The sequence below is a fragment of the Bernardetia sp. MNP-M8 genome (assembly GCF_037126285.1).
In the GTDB taxonomy this organism is placed as follows: Bacteria; Bacteroidota; Bacteroidia; order Cytophagales; family Bernardetiaceae; genus Bernardetia.
In genome coordinates this window covers 3,173,156-3,191,673 of the sequence record NZ_CP147012.1, presented here as the reverse complement: position 1 = coordinate 3,191,673, position 18,518 = coordinate 3,173,156, and the positions used below count along the sequence as shown (strand labels likewise).

Sequence of the window (18,518 nt, the reverse complement as noted above, 5' to 3'; positions counted from 1 at the left end):
ATTTTTATTTAAACTTATTCAAAAAAAATTCCCTACTTACTTTATAATAAAAGTAAATAGGGAAAATCTAATATCTTTAACCGTTTTGAAACAAACTAGTATCTATCTTAAGTCTACTTCTTCAACATTTGGATGTTTGGCTTTATTAAACTGAAAATCAGCATCTGTTACCGAAACATTAGGTTGGAAATCAGCAATTTTGTAAGAATGAACACGTCCATTTTTTTCAAAAATATTCCAGCTTGCAAGACTATAATTTGCCTTATCAATAGTCAAACGAACCTTAAAGAATTGTAAGTTTTTATCTTCTGGAACTAAATCAATTACTTTGTGTGCTCTTCCACCAACTTTCACTTCTTCTACCACTACATATTTATATCCTTTTTTATAAATATCAAAAATATCAGTTGGATTGAGACCATCAGCTTCGTCATAACTTGTAATAGTTACTTCGTTGGCATCATCTAAAAATGTCCAAACTGTTTTGTGGTCGTTGTAAATCTCTTGACCTTGCGTTTTAAGGTGGTATTTGTTTCCTTTTACAGTAATTGTTCCTGTAAGTGATTCATTAATGCTTTCAGACTCACTCGCTAAATTTGATGTAAAAGTAGCTCTAAATGAATTATATTTTTTATACTTATTACTCATTGCATCTAAAAGTGTACGAGCTTGAGCATCTTGAGCATAAGTAAAATTAGTTGCAACATGTGCAAAAAATAAAGCAATGAAAATTATAAAAATCTTTCTCATTATGATGGTATTATTAAGTTTTTGTTGAATACTTCGATGTATTTTGAATTCGTTTTTAGTCTTTAATTTATCTTTTAATTAAATAGTTACTAAAAGCGTACCGAAGTACTAAGACAGGATTTTATTTAAATGTTACTATTGTTCCTAGATTCAATAACCGTTCCAAATGAAAAGTAAAACAGCATTGTGTTTTTCCAAGAATAAAAAAATAAAAAACAACGAACATCCGAAATGAATTTTAGCCTTAAAAATTTATTTTATGAGAAAAAAAATAAATTTCTAGTCTTCTATTTTTCAGAAAGTTGTGGAAAAAGTCGTACCTTTGCCTACTTGATTTTTTAGTAGCTAAATCACTCGTGGTAGACACGAGTAATGGTTTAAAATAGATTTTTTAAATAAAAAATCTCAATTTAAAATTTCTTATTCATTTATTCTTACAAAATATCTGTTGCTTGTATCCCTACAAGTGACCCATTCGTAATTCATCGTGCAATATTTACTCAATCATATAGAATCTCTTATTTTTTGTTCTCCCTCTCCTATTTCTGTAAAAGAAATTCAAAAGGTTTTAGAGGAGCTTTTCGGTACAGAAGTTCCAAAACAAGATATAGATGATGCTATAGAAGTATTACAAAAACGCTATGAACAAGCTGATTTTGCAATCGAAATAAAAGCAATTGCAGGAGGATTCCAATTCTTGACCAAATCCGAATTTCAGAGTAGTATAAGTTTGTTGCTTACTCAAAGAGCAAAACGTAAACTTTCAAAATCTGCTATCGAAACGCTTGCTCTTATTGCTTACAAACAGCCTATTACAAAATCAAAACTAGAAGCCATACGTGGTGTAAGTTGTGACTATGCCGTTCAGAAATTATTAGAAAAAGAACTTTTAGTAATTAAGGGAAAAGATAAAACAGCTGGTCGTCCTATTTTGTACGGAACTTCTGATAAGTTTATGCACTATTTCGGAATTAATTCCTTAGATGATTTGCCAATGCCAGAAGATTTGTCTGCTGAAGATGTAGAATCTGCACAAAAACAAGCTAGATTACAATCGAATTTGGAAGACGAAGAAGGTGATGAATTTTCACTCTTCAAATTTCAACGAGGAACAAAAGCTATTCAAGACAAAAAAAATCAAGAAGAAACTAACGATTAGTGATTAATTATTAGTGATGCATATAACTAAAATTTCATAACAAATAAATTTGAATAAGATAAGTTATTTCATCAATCACTAAAAGCCAATCATTAAAAACAATTGCGAGATGCGCTCGTAATTTTATTAACAAACTGAAAAGATATTCAATGAAAAATAACGATAAGCAGCCAAATCAAAAAAAAGATTCTAACTTAGATAACAATTCTGCCTTCAAACCTAAACTCAAATCAGCTGAAAAAGGAAACTTGAAAAGTAATCGTTTTGCAAAAGCGAAGAACAAACCTAATCCTCATTTTGAGAAAAAGAAACAAGATGAAAAACTAAAGCAAGAAGAAAATAAAACTATTTCAAAAAAAACAGCTCCTAAATTAAGACAAGAAAAAACAACTAATTCAGAACGTACAGAAAGACCAAACAGAACAGAGCGCACAGAATCTACTGAAAAAACCTATCAAAAAGATAGAAGTTTTGAAGATCGAAAAAGTAAAGACAAGAATTTCAAAAAAATGGACAAAAAATTTGAACGTCCTACTCGTGTTGCTGCAAAAAATATAACCTCTGATAAAGCAAAAGAAAATTCGTATTCTTCAAACAGCAATAATGAAATTTGGAGACTGAATCGTTACATTTCAAATTCAGGTGTGTGTTCTCGTAGAGAAGCTGATACACTTATTGCAAAAGGAGAAATTAGTGTAAATGGAAAAGTAGTAAAAGAATTAGGTTTTAAAGTAAGACCAACCGACGAGGTAAAATATAAAGGTAAAGTTCTTCGCAAAGAGAAACCTGTGTATGTTCTTCTAAATAAGCCAAAAGATTTTATTACAACTACAAGTGACCCAAAAGGACGCAAAACTGTAATGGATTTGGTCAAAAAAGCAACCACAGAACGCATTTATCCAGTAGGAAGACTAGACAGAAATACTACAGGACTTTTACTTTTTACAAATGACGGAGAAATGGCAAAACAACTTTCTCATCCTTCGTATGAAGTTCAGAAAATATACAGAGTAACATTAGACAAGCCATTTTCGGAAGAAGAAGTAGAGCAATTAAAAGAAGGTTTACAGCTTGAAGACGGATTAGCCAAAGCAGATGGGGCAGCTATTTTATCACCTGATGGTCTTTCAGTAGGAGTAGAACTTCATATTGGCAAAAACAGAATTGTAAGACGCATGTTTGCTCACTTAGGCTATGAAGTAATTAGATTAGACAGAACTGTCTATGCAGGACTTACCAAAGAAACGCTAGGGCGTGGACAATATCGTCTTTTGAACGAACGGGAAATTATTCGTTTGCGTTTCTTTAATAAAAGAGGACAGTAGAATAAATTTAGAAGTCTGATTTTAGAAGTTAGAACTGAAATATATGAAAATACAAAAAGGTCTGATAAATTAATTTTTATTAGACCTTTTTTATCAATCAATAATAGCTAGGCACTTTCAAATCATTTTGTTTTGCCCACTCTTTTATAATTTCTTTTTCAAAATCAGAAGGAAAATGATTGAAACGACGACTTGTTTGTACAATTTTTCGTGTTTTTGGATCTACTTCTATCGTTACCAAAGAATTATTTCTTGAAAGGACATTTTGCATAGAAAAGATAGCTGATTTACTATTTTTACAATCACTCACATAAGAACCTACACAGTGATTCATATTTTTACCTTCTTCAAAAAGCTCTTGTTTGGTAAGAAGTTGTTGAAAAACAAAACATTGTCCTGTTTTGGCTCTCACATAATTGTCTTCCATCATAAAATGTGCCCATTCTTGAGGAGTTTGACGAGAAAAACCAACGACTTTAAACCATTCAAAGGCTTTTTTCCAAAGAGAATCCCACGTTCTGCCTTTCAAATCAAAATTTGGGTCAGAGGGATTTTTCTGAACTACTTGTCCTTTGGTATTTTGTCCCCAAAGTCTAGCAAACTTTTGAGTCCAAATATATTCGACAACAATATCTAGTTGATGTGCTGTAGCAGTAGGATTATTTCTGAACAAAAAAGCAATTACTTCTTTCCAAAAACCTTCTTTTGGATACAAATATTTTCCTAAATCAGTCTGAACAAGATTATTTATAAAACCTGTTGTGCCTCCTATTGCCTTTACTTGTCCGTAACGAATGGCTGCAATGAAAGTAAACTTTGAAGGAGCTTTTGTAAAATAATGTGCCTCTTTTTTGGTAAGAATTGTAGGAAAATGATTCAATTTAGAAGTATTTTTACCTTGTCCAACATCAATAAACCAACTTCTAGACAATTTATTTTCGCTATCAAACCAAAGTGAAGTCATACAAGCAGGAATATCATACTTTACAAAAAGATGACGCACCAAATCAGCAAACAATTTTTCAGAATTACGTCCTTTTGGTTTCCAATCTTCAATAGTTCTGATGAAAAAAGAATGTTCTTTTGCTACACAAGACAAAGCATCTAAGATATAATCTTCTTGCAAAAGTGCTTCAGTTTTTCCTTTTTGAGCGATAAGATTTATAATTTCTGAAAACTCTTTTCGATGGCTTCCAGAACTCATCAAGGTAACTAATTTGTTTACTCTTTCATTAGTGTAAACTGGCAAAACACTATTTTTTGCATGTTGCTTGGCTACTTTTCGTAATGATTTTACGTGTGTGTTTTTATTTTTTTTGAGTGTATTTTGATAATTTTGAAGAATTTGTTCTTCTCTAATTTTTTTGAGTTTGAGTTTTGACAAAGCCATAATTGACATTTTTTTTAGGCTGTTTTTACTAACAAAAAGGCAATACGAAGGAGGTACAAAAACGGCTGTTTTTGTAAACGAAAGCAATTCAAAGCGAATAGAAGGTTTCTTATTTCTAGTCGCTCCCACTCAAAAAAAATTAATAAGAAAGAAGATAGAAACAAGACGGTTTACCTTATCATTGATACTAAAGACAAGTTATTTTTCCGATACGTCATTGTTTGTATAAGTTTGCAGTTGAAAAAAATTATTTGATACACCCACCCAACCACATAAAAAGTAAAAGAAGTTCCTTATCAGAATAAAAAAAATATTTTTTAGAGCAAATGAAATGGTGTTTTTGTATAATTTATTCTCACAAAAATTAATAAATCATCTAACAAAGTCTTAAAAATGAAGGTTTTAGGATAAAAAAGCATGACTATTGATTTAGAGTCAATTGTCAGCCATTTATAAAATAAAAAACATCTCAATGAAAAATAAAACTACACTTCCTTTCTTCATTTTACTTCTGATGAGTTTGTCAGCCATTTTTGCAAGTGCTTGTTCGCCAAAACAAAATGCTCATGCAAAAGATTCTATAGACTCAAATCAAGCAAAAACTAAAACAGAAAAAAATAATACTATGACAGACATAAATGCAAAACTAGAAAAAGCTACTTTTGGAGCAGGATGTTTTTGGTGTATCGAAGCTGTTTTTCAGCGTTTAGAAGGCGTTGATACAGTTATTTCAGGATATACAGGGGGGCAAGTGCCAAACCCAACTTACAAACAAATCTGTACTGGTACAACAGGACATGCAGAGGTGGCACAAATTACATACAATCCAGAAATAATTACTTTTGATGAATTATTAGAAGTTTTTTGGGCTACACACGACCCAACAACTCTTAATAGACAAGGAAACGATGTCGGAACACAATATCGTTCGGGCGTTTTTTACCACAACGAAGAGCAAAAAGAAAAAGCAGAGTTTTACTTAAAAAGATTAACAGAGGAAAAAGTTTTTGATAAACCAATCGTTACCGAAATTACACCTTTAGGAAAATTCTATGTAGCCGAAAATTATCATCAAAATTATTACAACAATAATAAAACTCAAGGCTATTGCTCTTTCATAATTAGTCCGAAAGTAGATAAACTCAAAAAAGTATTTCCTAATAAACTCAAAAAGGAATATGGTAAGTAGAAACTTCTTACTTTAGCAGAGCAACAGAAAAGTATAAAATCTATTCTCAAACACTTTTAGTCGTCAAAAAAGCCTTTATTAGACTAATTCTAATAAAGGCTTTTGTTTTTTTATTGATTTTCCTGTTTTTTTTATTTTTCTATCACAATTCTTTCTGTATAGACTTCTTTTTTATTGATTAGTTTGAGATAATAAACTCCGTTTGGTAGTTTGTTGGTATCAATATTAATTTTTCTGTCTTTTTGTTCTTCTTTAAATGTAGTTTCAAATACTAGCTTTTGGTAGGAATTATAAAACTCTATTTTTACTTCTTCCAAACTTGCTTGTTTTTGATTTTCCTTACTATCAGTAGTAAAATCTATAGTTAGGCTTTCCTTTACAGGATTTGGATAGGTTTTGAAAAAAATACCTCCAGCACCACAATTTGTAACAGGATATTGAAAAAGTTTCCAAGCCGACCAACCACAATAGCCCAGTACACGCACTCTAAAAGAAATAAAACCTGCTGTATGAGGTTGAATAAACATTTTATTGTTTGTTAGATAGTAAGCAAAATTATTCGTATTCTTTTCTATTTGAAAATTAGCCCCCAATGGAGCAAATCCATTTCCTTCAAACTCAATGTAGTTTTGAGTTTCGTAGTAAGTTGTTTTACAAAACTGCTTACCTATATCAGAAGTAGTAATAGCTGCTTGTCCTAAATAAAACGTCTTTGTATCTGTATAATTTCCAGAAGTAGCCGTAAGCGTTATATTTCCAGAAGTTCCATTAATAGTGGCTTGTGTATTGCTTTGACTACTTATTGTTCCTCCTACTACCGACTAAGTAACAGGAAGACAAGACTGATTTCTCAAAGAAACAGTCAGAGAAGAACACGACCTAGAAGAAGATACCTCACTAAGATTAAAGTTTCCATTAGCAAAACTAGCACGAACACCTACATTCATAAAGTTTGCCCTTGCTCTAGCTTTTTGTCCTTCTGTAAATAGATTCATACAAGCATCAGGAGTGTAGTCCATAAAATTCATAAACATATCTCCATTTGGCTCATTACCACAAGAACTTGATGGTCGGCATACGTCATTATAATAATACTGGACAGGAGTATCATTTACAAAATCATCATCACTACAGGTTTTCTCATCACCTCCCCATATATGCCTTAAACCCATCCAATGCCCTACCTCATGAGTAGCAGTACGTCCTCTCTCATGTGGAGCTTGAACAATTCCATCATAACCAAAATTAGTAGTATTAATAACAACTCCATCAGTATTTGGATTAGTCAAGTATTTGTCAATAGATTGAGTATACCCTAGAGATATTCCACTCAACTTACATACCCAAATATTAAGATATTTATTTGTGTCCCAAGCATCTTGTCCTCCTGTACTATTAAATTTTATACCATTAGCTACTTCATTAGTAGTAGTAGTAAATTCTCTATTTCCCACGTTTTTACGAGTAACACCAGTAGTAGGATTTCCATTAGGATCAATACAAGCTAAACGAAATTCTATATCCATACTAGCAGCTACACCTTGGAATACATCAGGTGTACGAGTACGATCAGCATTCAAACGATTATAATCTTGATTAAGTACATTTATTTGCGTCTGTACAGTAAGCATGGCAGGATTAAATTTACTACCAACAGTCGAACCATCGTGCAAAATGTGCACTACAACAGGAATAATAATTGTTCCATTTGGATCAATGATTCGCTGATTTTCATTAGGAATATGCTCAGAAATGAATTTTTCTATTTCCATAATATGCCTAAATCGTTCAGGCTCATTTTTTCTAATTTGCTCTAAATCTAGTTCTGTTCCACAAGTACGTTGTGAAAAACTCATAGTACACGACATAATTGTGATTATGAGGGTTAAAAATAATATTTTCATTTTTTTGTTTTAGATTTTTAATTAATATTTTTCGATTTTTACTAAATCTAACTTTCGTCCGTAATGAGGACGAGACATAGGATCTCCTAAAACACCTGTACAACTCTTAGTATAGCCTGTAATTTTGACTCTTAAATCTATTTCCTCATATTCTTTAGACAAAGGTGGACACGGATAAAATAAACTATCTATTGTTAAAGAATAATCATTATTTCCTAAGTTTAGATCTAATTTTCTAATACTAAGTATATATCTTGTACTTGTACCTTCACTATTAAAAGTATGCTTTTTCACTACTGCTTCATACTCAAAAAGCGAATCAACAATAGTTTCGTTTTCACAAGTAACACAAGTTTCTGGAGTGGGTTGTGGTGTGCTTTCGTCGCAGCTTACTAGTGAGCTTAGAGTTGCTGCTGTAAATAGAGCAAAGATTAAATGTTTGATGTTCATAATTTTAATGAATTAAATAAATGATGAAATTTGATTTTTTGATAAATAAATAATATTCGGAAGATTAATTTTGTAAAGTTATTTTCATATAAAAATTGATTATATTTTAGTAATTTTCTTTGAACTATTTATGTCTATGATTAATATTTTTTAATTTCTATAAGTTCTAGTTTTCTCCCATAAAAAGGACGTGTTTCAGCATCGCCTATAACATTTGTACAACTTTTTGTATAACCAGTAATTTTTACCCTTAGACCGATTTCTTGATATTCTTGAGAAAGTGCAGGACAAGGTAAAAATAAGCTGTCATTAGCAATAGTATAACTCTCTCCACTAGTTAAATCTTTTTGACTTATACTCAGTATATATTTAGGAGTGCTTGTTGGGTCATGCATATGCTTCTTGACAACAGCCTCATACTCAAAAAGCGAATCTACAATAGTTTCATTCTCACAAGTAACACAAGGTTCATTTGGAGTAGGGTCAGGTGCACTATCATTACAACTTGTAAACGCACTTGCTGCTGTGAGGAGTGCAAAAAACAAATATTTCATTTTCATAATAAAAAAAGATTAAGTAATACAATAAAATTTTAATTGTATTTGGTTTTTAAATAAATAATAATTGTCGGAGGGTTGGCTCTGTAAATGTTTTTCAGATTTGTATTATATTTTAGTAATTGAGTTTTTTTCCTACGAATACTTCTGTACCAGCTAGAGGAGAATCATAAAACCCATTATATTCATAGTAGTCACAAGAATAGCTAATTTCTTTACCTAATAAATTACTATAATCTTCACAAAAAAGAGTAATAATAATACAATCAATAGTTCCTTCCACATGACTAGAAACAGTATAACCGTTTAGAGTAGAGTCATATTTTACTACTCCTTCTCCAGATAGACGTTTGATAAAAATATCACCTTCACAAGGATTAGTTAAAAAGCCGTCTATTCTGCTTTTTTGATAATTGCAAAGTTGTAAAAGGTCACTTGATTTTTTACTGTCTTCTAACTCATCATCTTTGCAACTAACAAATAAACTTGCTGCTGTGAGGAGTGCAAAAAATAAATATTTCATTTTCATAATAAAAAAGGATTAAATGATACAATAAAAATTTAATTGTATTTGGTTTTTGAATAAATAATAATTATCGGAGGGTTATTTTTTTTGGAGGTGCAAGGTAAAACAAAGTAATAATGTAAAAAAAGTAGATAGATTAATATAATACTATTTCAAAAAATTTATTTGATTGATATTGTATACTTTTTTCAAATAAAATCCTATAAATAAAGGAATAGTACAATTATTTTAAATATTTATTGTTTGTTAAGCTGATGAGTGCTAAAAAAGAGTAAGTAAGAATTTTCGAATAGTTGCATTTTTGTTTTAATCAGCTTTGTGTTTTTAAGAATATTTGTAATACCTATTTTTATTAAAGACCCAGCATAAGTGCAGTTTAGTTGCATTATGATTAAAAAAAGTTGTATTTATTTTACAAAACAGATTCATTATTAGTTAAATAGTCAAAAAATAAAATTGTAATATTCTGATTTGCTGATAGTTATATATTCATTAAATTTATTGAAATAATTTTATTTCTCTTCAAAAATTGTATTTGCATTTCATTTCTTGTATTTCTCTGAGAACTGTATATTTAAAAATTCTAGCTATTAACTCTAAAAAGTTGATAGCTTTTTTTTGCCATTTTTTTTAGTCCTCATATACGTTACGACCTACTCATGTAAATTTGTTGTATAAATAATTAGTAATTGCTATTTTTTTTAGCAAATAATTGGTATATTAGCTTTCATAAAAGAAGAGAATACCAATTTTACTAAAAAAATTATCATTCTCTTATACACCAAATTTACCTATTATGATTAAGCAACATTTTATTCCTGCTGGTTCTCATTTACCAAAAGTGCCTATTACTAAATTCAAAACAGCGAAACTAGTAATGGTAACAGCTCACAACAACAATAAATACTATGAAATGCGACAGATTTCTGATGATATTTTTTCGGTATTATATGGAAGAGTAGGGCAGCGAGCAGCCATAAATGAATATTCAATGTATCAATGGGAAAGCAAATACAGAGAAAAAGTACGGAAAGGATATAAAGATGTAACCCATTTATTTTTAGAAGAACTGGAAAATAAATCATCAAAGAATAAATCAACTTCTTCTAATTTTTTAAACTCTTGGTCAGCTATCAAAAATGGAGAAGTTCGTGAGCTTTTTCGTCATCTGACACAGTATGCACAGCGTTCGATTCATCATAATTACCAAGTTTCGGCTGCTGATGTTACAATGGCACAAGTAGAAGAAGCCCAAAATGTGTTGGATAACTTAACTAAAAAAGTAGATTTTAAATCGAATAAAGTAAGCAAAAAAGACTTAGAAAATTTTGATACAATCGGATTTAACGCTCTTTTATTAGAACTTTATGGAGTTATTCCACGAAAAATGGAAAGTGTTCAGAATTATCTTTTAGAATACACAGCAGGAAAAAATGTTTCGAAACAGGTTTTACAAAAAGCTAGAAACATCTTGACACATGAACAAGAAACACTAGATGTAATGCGTGGCGAAGTAGAATTACGAATACAGCAAAACAAGAAAGACAATTTAAAAGCAAAAGCAACAAGAAATAAAACACAAGACGAAAAAACACTTTTAGATGCCTTAGGAATTGAAGTCAGTATTTTAGATGAAAAAAAATCAGTTGATGCCATTCAAATTAAGCGTATCAAAAAAATGATGCAAGAAGAAGTTGGAAAATTTGTCAATGCATACTCAGTAAAAGACATCGCTCAAGAACAGATTTTTGCTACTGCTCTCAAAAAAAGCAAGTACAGAACAACAGATTTACTCTGGCATGGAAGTCGAAATGAAAACTGGCTTTCTATCTTAAAAACAGGTTTGGTTTTACGTCCTACTAATGCACTTATTACAGGAAAAATGTTTGGCTACGGACTTTATTTTGCTGATAAATGCCGAAAATCTTTGAATTATACATCTCTTGCAGGTTCTTTTTGGACATCAGGAAATGATAAAAAAGCCTTTTTAGCAATCTATGAAGTACATACAGGCAGGCAGCTCAAAATTGAAGAATATGAAGATTGGTGCGCTGGTCTGACTTATGAAAACCTAAAAAATCAAAACTCAGAAGCTGATTCTCTTTTTGCAAAAGGTGGTATTGATTTATTCAATAATGAATTCATAATCTACAAAGAAAATCAATGTACAATTCGATATTTGGTCGAAGTGCATTACTAGGAAATAATTACGGATTACGATAATTACACTTAACTATTTAAAGTCAAGAGCATTATTACAATCGTAATTTTTAATTCGTAATTAGCTACGCTGACTTTCAGTTCATAATTGATTTCAAACTCTAAATATAAATCTACAATGAAAACACTCTCTTTGATTGATATACAGCTTGTTGCACACGAGCATTTCAAAAAACGTGGTTTTACAACTACTTTAGATGTAAAAAATGAACTTCGAAAAAAAGGTTTTCATGCCATTCAGTCGGAAGTTTCGCTTTGGATGGACGAACTTGCCACAGAAGAAGAATGGGATTATGAGTGTAACGGAACATTCAGAATGTATTCTTTGGGTGAAGATGAGCAGTATTCGGCAACACTTTATATGGTAAAAGGAAATACTTTTTGGGAAGGCGAACTACATGGAAAAACAATTTGGGTAACTCATGGTGCAATCGGAAGCACGATGCAGAGCCGAACTGTTCACGAACATACTTTTCCCAAAAGTCGTATTGCGTGGGCAAACTGGAAACAGATTATTACTAGAAATTATCAACATAGTTTCAAATCTATCGAAAATCCATTTATTGCTCGTCTGCGTTTGCGTTCGTTGTATCAAAATTATAGAATGCAAACTCCTGTTTCTTGTCTTGTTTCATATAGAAATACCAAAAAATATATGGCAAAAGGCAATCAGTGGATAGAAATGCAGGGAAATTATGTTTTGGGTTGGGAACTTCCTAAACAAGAAAAAGAACTCAAAAGAATGCTTCGTAAAAAAGAATGGAACAGCGTACAAGTCAATTTTCAGACTGTCCATGTGCATCACGAAGAAACTTCTCACAAAGAACCTTTATTAGTAGAAGACCTTTCACAGCCAATTATGGAAATTGATAATTCGAATATTTATGAGATAGAATTATCATATCCAAATGGCGAAACACTTTATTTGAGTGCTTATGATTGGCAATGGGAAACCGAACTTTTGCCTTTGGTGCGTTGGCTGACTTTGTAGTATGTTGTTGTTGGTGAGGATAACAACCATGAAAAAGGCTGGTATAACCTATTCACTAAAAAAATCGTCTATTTAAAAATCGTATTCATCATAAAACAAAATAATATGAACATATTTAAAGATGAGGAGCAAGCTGAAATTTTGTCTGTTAAAATAAATAAAATAGGCTTTGCAGTAAATTATGAAATAAAAGACAACCATGTTACTGCAATTTTAAAAAAAACTGAACGATACAAAGGAGGCTTTGATTTGGAAAAATGGAAAGTAACTCTAGCAAATCATATACAACCTAATCTTGTAGAAAATAAAACTGTGAGCATTGAATATGCTTAGAATTTTATCAAATAAAACCGTTTTTAGAAAAAATCTAAAAACGGTTTTTGTATTTATTTCTAGTTATTATTTTGCTTCATTTTCTTAATTGCCTTTTTATATCTTTTATAGGCTTTCCAACGCTCTCTACCTCTTGAAATCATATAAATACCAACTCCAAAAGTAATTAGTCCTGCTAACATTACGCCAGCTGTTGCATAAATATCTTTGAAGTAAAAGCCTGAACCAATAGAAAAACCGAGTAAAAAGGTAAGTAACAGAGTTACACCAAATAAAATTCCTAAAAGATTTAGAAAACTTCCCCAAATTATCATTCCTAGCCCATTTTTTTTAGGTTTTTCAGGGAGAACTTCTACTTTCGTTTCAACAGAATCTCTTAAAGAAATATTCTTATTTTCAATTTTACGTTTTATCTTATCTTCTGATAAAGATGATTTTTTCATTTCTGAATAATAATCCGTTTTTAGAGCAGGGCGAGAAGCCACTAGAACCATAAAAAAACCTGTGAAAAAGAAAGAAATAGAAAAAATAAATGATAAAAATAATTTCATAATGAAAAGATGGAAATGTTTGTCTATAATTTTTTTAAAGCCAGTTTGGCTTTTTGTGTAATGCTTTCTTCATATTGATGCCCTTCAAAACTAATTGCTTTTTCAAAATAGATTTTAGCTAGTTTTTTATCTTGGTTTTGATAAATAAAACCAAGTTGAAGAGCCGAATTTGCAGCAAAATAATGAATTTCATTTTGATTGTGCAAAGTAGAGTATTCAATTACATTTTTATAAAAAGGAATAGCTTGATTTAATTGACTTAGCTTATCTAAAATTCTGCCTTTTCTATATTTATATTCTAAAATAATTTCAAACTGCTTTTCTTGTTCCCACTTTTGAAATTCTGAATTAGTGATTTGGTTTAGAGTTTCTAAGGCTTTTTGATAATTTCCTCCATCTGTCAAAATCCTTGCTTGATACAATTCTTTATTTGGTAAATGATTTGATTCGTTTACCAATTCTACAAATTTTTTGGCATTTTTATCTACTGCTGTTTTTGTACTTCCTTTACTTGAAATAGAAGTAAAATAATTATTTTCTTTTACATTTTCAATGTCATCTGAGTCATTGATTGTATTCTTTTTTTCCCTTAGCCATTCTATCAAAAATAATTTGTAATAACTGTCTTTAATAAAATTTCGGTTTTGAATTGAATTAAGATTCTTTAAAAAATTAAGATAATGAAATTTTGCTTTTTTGGGTTTTTCTGAATAAAAATATAATTCTGCCAAAAGATACTCTTGACTAAAATGTTCCTTTTTATCAAAAGTCAATGTATTATTTTGATAGACTCTAGCGTAATTCTGCCAAGCTAAAAGAGCTGTTTTATGTGATTCATTTTTCATCAAAACTAAGCTAGAAGCCACCAAAACCAGTCTTTCAGAAGGATGTTTTTTTATTAAATTTTGAACAATCTGTTTTGACCTATCTCCACTTTTTATTAAATCTTCTACTAAATAGGTTTGAAGTAAAGCCTGCCAAAGCAAAGTTTCTTTTTGAAAAAAATGAATTTGCGAAGTGCTTTTTTGAAGGTTGTTGATTCCACTTTCCAAGTCTGCTTCCATTCCAATTAAATCCAATGCCCATTTGTACTTTTGAGGAACACTTGCCAAAACAATTTGAAGCAAAGCTAATGACTTTTTTTGCTCAATGAAATTTGGAAATTCTTTTTCATTTTCTAAAAGTAGTTTATAGGCTTGTCTAACTCGCCACGCAGAAGCCCATTTTTCATCGAAACTAAGTTTTATTATTGCCCAATGTAGTTTTATTTCGGCTTTTGCCCATTTATATTCTTTATAATAACTGCTTTTTTTGGTATTAAATTTTTCTAATTCGTCCAGTCTAATTTCTTCATTTTTTTCTAAATTTTCATAGTTTTTTTTGTCTTCTGTCAGGAGAATAAAAAGCATATCTCTAAAATCTTCAACAACTAAATATAAAGGTGTTTTTGTTTTATTATCTTCTTCCTTTATTTGATAATTAGCATAATTAAATTTTAAATCAAAAATTTCATCATAGAGTTTTTGAGTTTCTGTTTTCGAAATAAATTCTTTCTGAACCATCAACGAGGCGTAAAGCTGTCGTTGAGGATTTGAATTTTCAAAACCAAAAATCTCCATACAAAAAAAAGGAGTAATTGAGAAAATCAATATTACTCCTATTCTATACATTAATTTTAAGTTGATTTTATTTATCATTAATTCTAACTTCTGAAATCTAACTTCTAACTTTGTTCTATTCCTGTACTTTTTTAGCAATTGTAGTTACCAAATCTCTAGGCAAAAATCTTGCAGACTGTGCCATCAAGGAATTAATCATTCCATGTACAGCAACCGTTTTTCCTTTCATCATGGCTTCATAACCATATTCTGCAACTTCTTCTGGAGTTGCCATACTTGACTTTGCTTTATCTAAAAATTTGCTCTCTCCCATATTGGCTGCTTCTACAAAACCTGTTCCTGTAAGCCCTGGGCAAAGTGCTGTTACAGTTATGCCATGGTCTTTCAGCTCGCTTGCAATTGCTTCTGAAAATGAAAGCACAAATGATTTTGTAGCAGCATAGACAGCAAAATAAGGCATAGGTTGAAAAGCTGCTGTTGAAGCCACATTCATAATTTTACCAAACTTAGAACTTATCATATCCTTTGAAAACAAACTGGTCAGATGCACTAATGAAATCATATTTAGTTGCATCATCGAATTGAGCTTTTCCCAATCATTTTCTATAAAATTTCCATATTCCCCAAAACCTGCATTATTTATTAAATAACTGATTTCAATATCATCATTTTGAGTTTGTTGATATAGATTTTCAATTTCTTTTGTATTGCTTAGGTCAGCTTTGTAAGTCTGAACTTTTACACCGTGTGATTGTGTAAGTTCAGTAGCAAGCTCATTGAGTTTGTCAATGCTACGAGCTACCAAAACCAAATTATGTTTTTCTTTTGCCATCACATGAGCTAGTTCAAGACCAATTCCACTAGATGCGCCAGTAATAAGTGCTGCTTTCATATTTTTTTGTTTTATATTCTAATAAAAAATGAGATTATAAACAGAACAACGTTTATTGATACGACTTGTTTAAGTATTTTTTACATAAAATTTTAACAAACAGTTGTAAACACAAAAAACAGATTCTATATTGTAGATTGTTTTGAAATCCCCTTAGTATTTTTATTAATTTTAATCCTAATCCATTCAGTTTTGAAATTCCTTTTTTAGTAATTACATATTTGTAATTCAACAGGTAACTTATAACTGTTTACTGATAACTGACATGAATTCTCCTCTTTTTACAAACGATGCTATTGTTTTAGGTATTTTACTTATTGTTTTGGCTATTATTTTTGTTACTTCAAATAGTAAAAATAAAGGTTGGCAAAAATTTTATACATATGTTCCTGCTTTGCTTTTGTGTTATTTTATTCCTGCTTTATTAAATTATCCATTGCATCTTATTGCAGCAGAATGGTTTGATTCAGATATTTTGGAATTTGCAAGCTCACTCAATATTTCTATTCCAGAGGGTGCTAATTTTAATGAAGTAAAACAGATTTTTTCAGATAATGGAATCGAAAAAAGTCAGTACAAAGGGTTTATAAAAGAATCTCATCTTTATTTTGTTGCTTCTCGTTATTTATTACCTGTTGCATTGGTTTTGCTTTGTTTGAGCATTGATTTGAAAGGAGTTTTGAATTTGGGTTGGCGTGCCATTGTTATGTTTTTGACTGCAACAGTCGGAATTGTTATCGGTGGTGCTGTTGCTCTTTTTATTGTTCATGCAGTAAGTCCTGAAACAGTAGAAGGAACAGGAAATAATGCTGTTTGGAGAGGTTTATCAACCATTGCAGGAAGTTGGATTGGTGGAGGGGCAAATCAAGCAGCCATGAAAGAAATTTATCAACCAAGTGGAAGTTTGTTTGGTGCAATGATAGTAATTGATGTTATAGTAGCTAATATTTGGATGGGCTTTTTATTATATGGTGCAAATATGAGCGATAAAATAGACAGAATTTTAAAAGCTGATACTTCTTCTATCACAGCTTTAAAGAAGAAAATGGAAGATTTTCAAGCCAAACATGCCCGTATTCCATCTACAACTGATTTATTTGTTATTTTGGCAATTGGTTTTGGTGCAACGGCAGGAGCGCATTTTTTTGCTGATCTTATTACACCAATCATGGAAGGATATGAAAAGCAATTAAATGATATTGGACTTAACTCCCTTACAAGTGGATTCTTTTGGCTGGTAGTTTTTGCCACTACAATCGGTGTTTTGCTTTCTTTTACTCCTCTTCGTAAATTAGAAGGGGCAGGCGCATCAAAAATAGGAAGTGTTTGTATTTATATTCTTGTCGCAACAATCGGAATGCACATGAATTTAGCTGAAATAGGTCAATATTTAGGTCTATTTTTCTTAGGCATTATTTGGATGCTTGTTCACGTTAGTATTTTGCTTTTTGTGGCTTACCTGATAAAAGCACCTTTCTTTTTTGTAGCTGTAGGAAGTCAGGCTAATATTGGTGGTGCTGCTTCTGCGCCTGTGGTAGCTTCGGCTTTTAGTACGGCACTTGCACCTGTAGGTGTTTTATTGGCTGTTTTGGGTTATGCACTCGGAACGTATGGAGCAATTGCAGCAGCTTGGTTGATGGAATGGGTGTATGCAGGAGGGTAAAATAAAGTTAGATTTTTGAATTTGATGAAAACTCAACTGTTTTTGCATTAATTAAATAACCTCATTTGTTATGTTTGATTTCATAAAAAATCTAGCCAATCAATTTCTTAATACTCCTAAACTATACGGTAATACAATAGATTATTCGTATGGAAATGAAGTTTATAGACACATACGAAGTAATATTATTTTAGAAAAATATGACTTGGTAGAAGAGCAGATTCAACGGCTTAATTGTGATGACTTGTCGACGGTTATAGATTTTATTACTCTTACAGTAGATGAAAATATTCTATTGGAATGGATAGAAAATAGTAACTCAAGAGATATTCCTATACTCATGTTAGGTGTATTTTACAATCATGAAGGCTGGAAAGCTCGTACTCATGCTTTATACAGAGAAGTCAGTCAAGATGGCAGAAAAACATTTTCTTATTACCAACAAAAAGGCTTAGAAACTTTATATAAAGTCTCAGAAAACACTTCTTTATTAACAGAACTCTATTCTCGTTTGATGCAATTTCACATGGGAGAAAGTGAGTTAGATACAGCAATAGATTATTTCCAAAAAGCTAAAAATAGAACTCCTAATGATATTTGGATTTACTTGCGTTATTCTGAATTAATACAGCCAAAATGGGGAGGAGATGAAGAGTTGGTTAGAGAATTATTAGCCAACCTCCCAAATCATGAACTTAGTCGACAAATAACATTACTAAAAATAATTGGAGAGGCTTATCAAGCTGAAATTAATTATTTTGGAAATAATATGAGTGAGTTGGATAAAAAAGCAAATGAAATTCTTTATGAAATAGATAGAAGTGTATCTCAAAACCCTCCCTCTTCAATTCATCGTTACACTTTATATTGCTATCTTACAATAGTAGCCGAAACTATAAACAATCACCTTATTGCAGAGAAATATTTCGCCAAAATGAATGGATATTATACTTTGTATCCTTTTGGTATAAATCCAGAGGTATAATATTAATTTCAAGA

18 protein-coding genes are annotated in these 18,518 nt (G+C 30.9%); 8 read left to right on the top strand and 10 right to left on the bottom strand.

The window, feature by feature from the left end:
• Nucleotides 1-102: 102 nt before the first annotated feature.
• Nucleotides 103-750: an outer membrane lipoprotein carrier protein LolA gene (locus V9L04_RS13080; RefSeq protein ID WP_338790255.1), complete on the bottom strand. Its 648-nt coding sequence runs from the start codon at nucleotides 748-750 to the stop codon at nucleotides 103-105.
• 487 nt (nucleotides 751-1,237) lie between these two features.
• On the opposite strand from V9L04_RS13080, the gene scpB reads away from it, so the two are divergent.
• Nucleotides 1,238-1,909 (top strand): SMC-Scp complex subunit ScpB, encoded by a 672-nt coding sequence (gene scpB, locus V9L04_RS13075; protein ID WP_338790254.1) that lies wholly within the window; start codon nucleotides 1,238-1,240, stop codon nucleotides 1,907-1,909.
• Nucleotides 1,910-2,058: 149 nt separating this feature from the next.
• Nucleotides 2,059-3,234: a pseudouridine synthase gene (locus V9L04_RS13070; RefSeq protein ID WP_338790253.1), complete on the top strand. Its 1,176-nt coding sequence runs from the start codon at nucleotides 2,059-2,061 to the stop codon at nucleotides 3,232-3,234.
• A gap of 97 nt (nucleotides 3,235-3,331) precedes the next feature.
• Here V9L04_RS13070 and V9L04_RS13065 read toward each other — a convergent pair whose 3' ends face one another.
• Entirely contained in the window at nucleotides 3,332-4,753 is a 1,422-nt protein-coding gene (locus V9L04_RS13065) for a PcfJ domain-containing protein (protein WP_338790252.1), read from the bottom strand.
• A gap of 343 nt (nucleotides 4,754-5,096) precedes the next feature.
• Here V9L04_RS13065 and msrA point away from each other — a divergent pair, with 343 nt between their 5' ends.
• The gene (msrA, locus tag V9L04_RS13060; RefSeq protein ID WP_338790251.1) at nucleotides 5,097-5,813 is read left to right on the top strand and encodes a peptide-methionine (S)-S-oxide reductase MsrA; all 717 of its coding nucleotides are present in this window, start codon (nucleotides 5,097-5,099) and stop codon (nucleotides 5,811-5,813) included.
• Between the two features lie 131 nt (nucleotides 5,814-5,944).
• On the opposite strand, the gene V9L04_RS13055 is transcribed toward msrA, so the two are convergent.
• The 5 genes from V9L04_RS13055 to V9L04_RS13035 form a co-directional block, all read right to left on the bottom strand.
• On the bottom strand, nucleotides 5,945-6,340 hold the full coding sequence (locus V9L04_RS13055; RefSeq protein WP_338790250.1) for a T9SS type A sorting domain-containing protein: 396 nt from the start codon (nucleotides 6,338-6,340) through the stop codon (nucleotides 5,945-5,947).
• Between the two features lie 294 nt (nucleotides 6,341-6,634).
• Nucleotides 6,635-7,669, bottom strand: a complete 1,035-nt coding sequence (locus V9L04_RS13050; RefSeq protein ID WP_338790249.1) for a zinc metalloprotease — start codon at nucleotides 7,667-7,669, stop codon at nucleotides 6,635-6,637.
• A 69-nt stretch (nucleotides 7,670-7,738) separates the two neighbouring features.
• Entirely contained in the window at nucleotides 7,739-8,167 is a 429-nt protein-coding gene (locus V9L04_RS13045) for a hypothetical protein (RefSeq protein WP_338790248.1), read from the bottom strand.
• A gap of 140 nt (nucleotides 8,168-8,307) precedes the next feature.
• Nucleotides 8,308-8,721: a hypothetical protein gene (locus tag V9L04_RS13040; protein WP_338790247.1), complete on the bottom strand. Its 414-nt coding sequence runs from the start codon at nucleotides 8,719-8,721 to the stop codon at nucleotides 8,308-8,310.
• Nucleotides 8,722-8,839: 118 nt separating this feature from the next.
• Nucleotides 8,840-9,247, bottom strand: coding sequence for a hypothetical protein (locus V9L04_RS13035; protein WP_338790246.1), 408 nt, complete (start codon nucleotides 9,245-9,247; stop codon nucleotides 8,840-8,842).
• A 799-nt stretch (nucleotides 9,248-10,046) separates the two neighbouring features.
• On the opposite strand from V9L04_RS13035, the gene V9L04_RS13030 reads away from it, so the two are divergent.
• From V9L04_RS13030 to V9L04_RS13020, 3 genes are all read left to right on the top strand, one after another.
• Nucleotides 10,047-11,450: an ADP-ribose polymerase gene (locus tag V9L04_RS13030; RefSeq protein WP_338790245.1), complete on the top strand. Its 1,404-nt coding sequence runs from the start codon at nucleotides 10,047-10,049 to the stop codon at nucleotides 11,448-11,450.
• Between the two features lie 138 nt (nucleotides 11,451-11,588).
• Complete coding sequence (locus V9L04_RS13025) at nucleotides 11,589-12,461, top strand: hypothetical protein (protein WP_338790244.1); 873 nt, start codon at nucleotides 11,589-11,591, stop codon at nucleotides 12,459-12,461.
• Nucleotides 12,462-12,566: 105 nt separating this feature from the next.
• The gene (locus V9L04_RS13020) at nucleotides 12,567-12,794 is read left to right on the top strand and encodes a hypothetical protein (protein WP_338790243.1); all 228 of its coding nucleotides are present in this window, start codon (nucleotides 12,567-12,569) and stop codon (nucleotides 12,792-12,794) included.
• 59 nt (nucleotides 12,795-12,853) lie between these two features.
• Here the strand turns inward: V9L04_RS13020 and V9L04_RS13015 are convergent, their stop codons facing one another.
• The 3 genes from V9L04_RS13015 to V9L04_RS13005 are packed head-to-tail and all read right to left on the bottom strand — an operon-like array spanning nucleotide 12,854 to nucleotide 15,856.
• Entirely contained in the window at nucleotides 12,854-13,345 is a 492-nt protein-coding gene (locus V9L04_RS13015; protein ID WP_338790242.1) for a hypothetical protein, read from the bottom strand.
• A 23-nt stretch (nucleotides 13,346-13,368) separates the two neighbouring features.
• On the bottom strand, nucleotides 13,369-15,042 hold the full coding sequence (locus tag V9L04_RS13010; protein ID WP_338790241.1) for a hypothetical protein: 1,674 nt from the start codon (nucleotides 15,040-15,042) through the stop codon (nucleotides 13,369-13,371).
• Nucleotides 15,043-15,079: 37 nt separating this feature from the next.
• Entirely contained in the window at nucleotides 15,080-15,856 is a 777-nt protein-coding gene (locus V9L04_RS13005) for an SDR family oxidoreductase (RefSeq protein WP_338790240.1), read from the bottom strand.
• A 265-nt stretch (nucleotides 15,857-16,121) separates the two neighbouring features.
• Between V9L04_RS13005 and V9L04_RS13000 the strand changes: the two genes are divergently transcribed.
• Nucleotides 16,122-17,519 (top strand): DUF819 family protein, encoded by a 1,398-nt coding sequence (locus V9L04_RS13000; RefSeq protein WP_338790239.1) that lies wholly within the window; start codon nucleotides 16,122-16,124, stop codon nucleotides 17,517-17,519.
• A 70-nt stretch (nucleotides 17,520-17,589) separates the two neighbouring features.
• A complete protein-coding gene (locus tag V9L04_RS12995; protein ID WP_338790238.1) occupies nucleotides 17,590-18,504 on the top strand; it encodes a hypothetical protein in 915 nt (304 codons plus the stop codon).
• The last annotated feature ends 14 nt before the right edge of the window (nucleotides 18,505-18,518 follow it).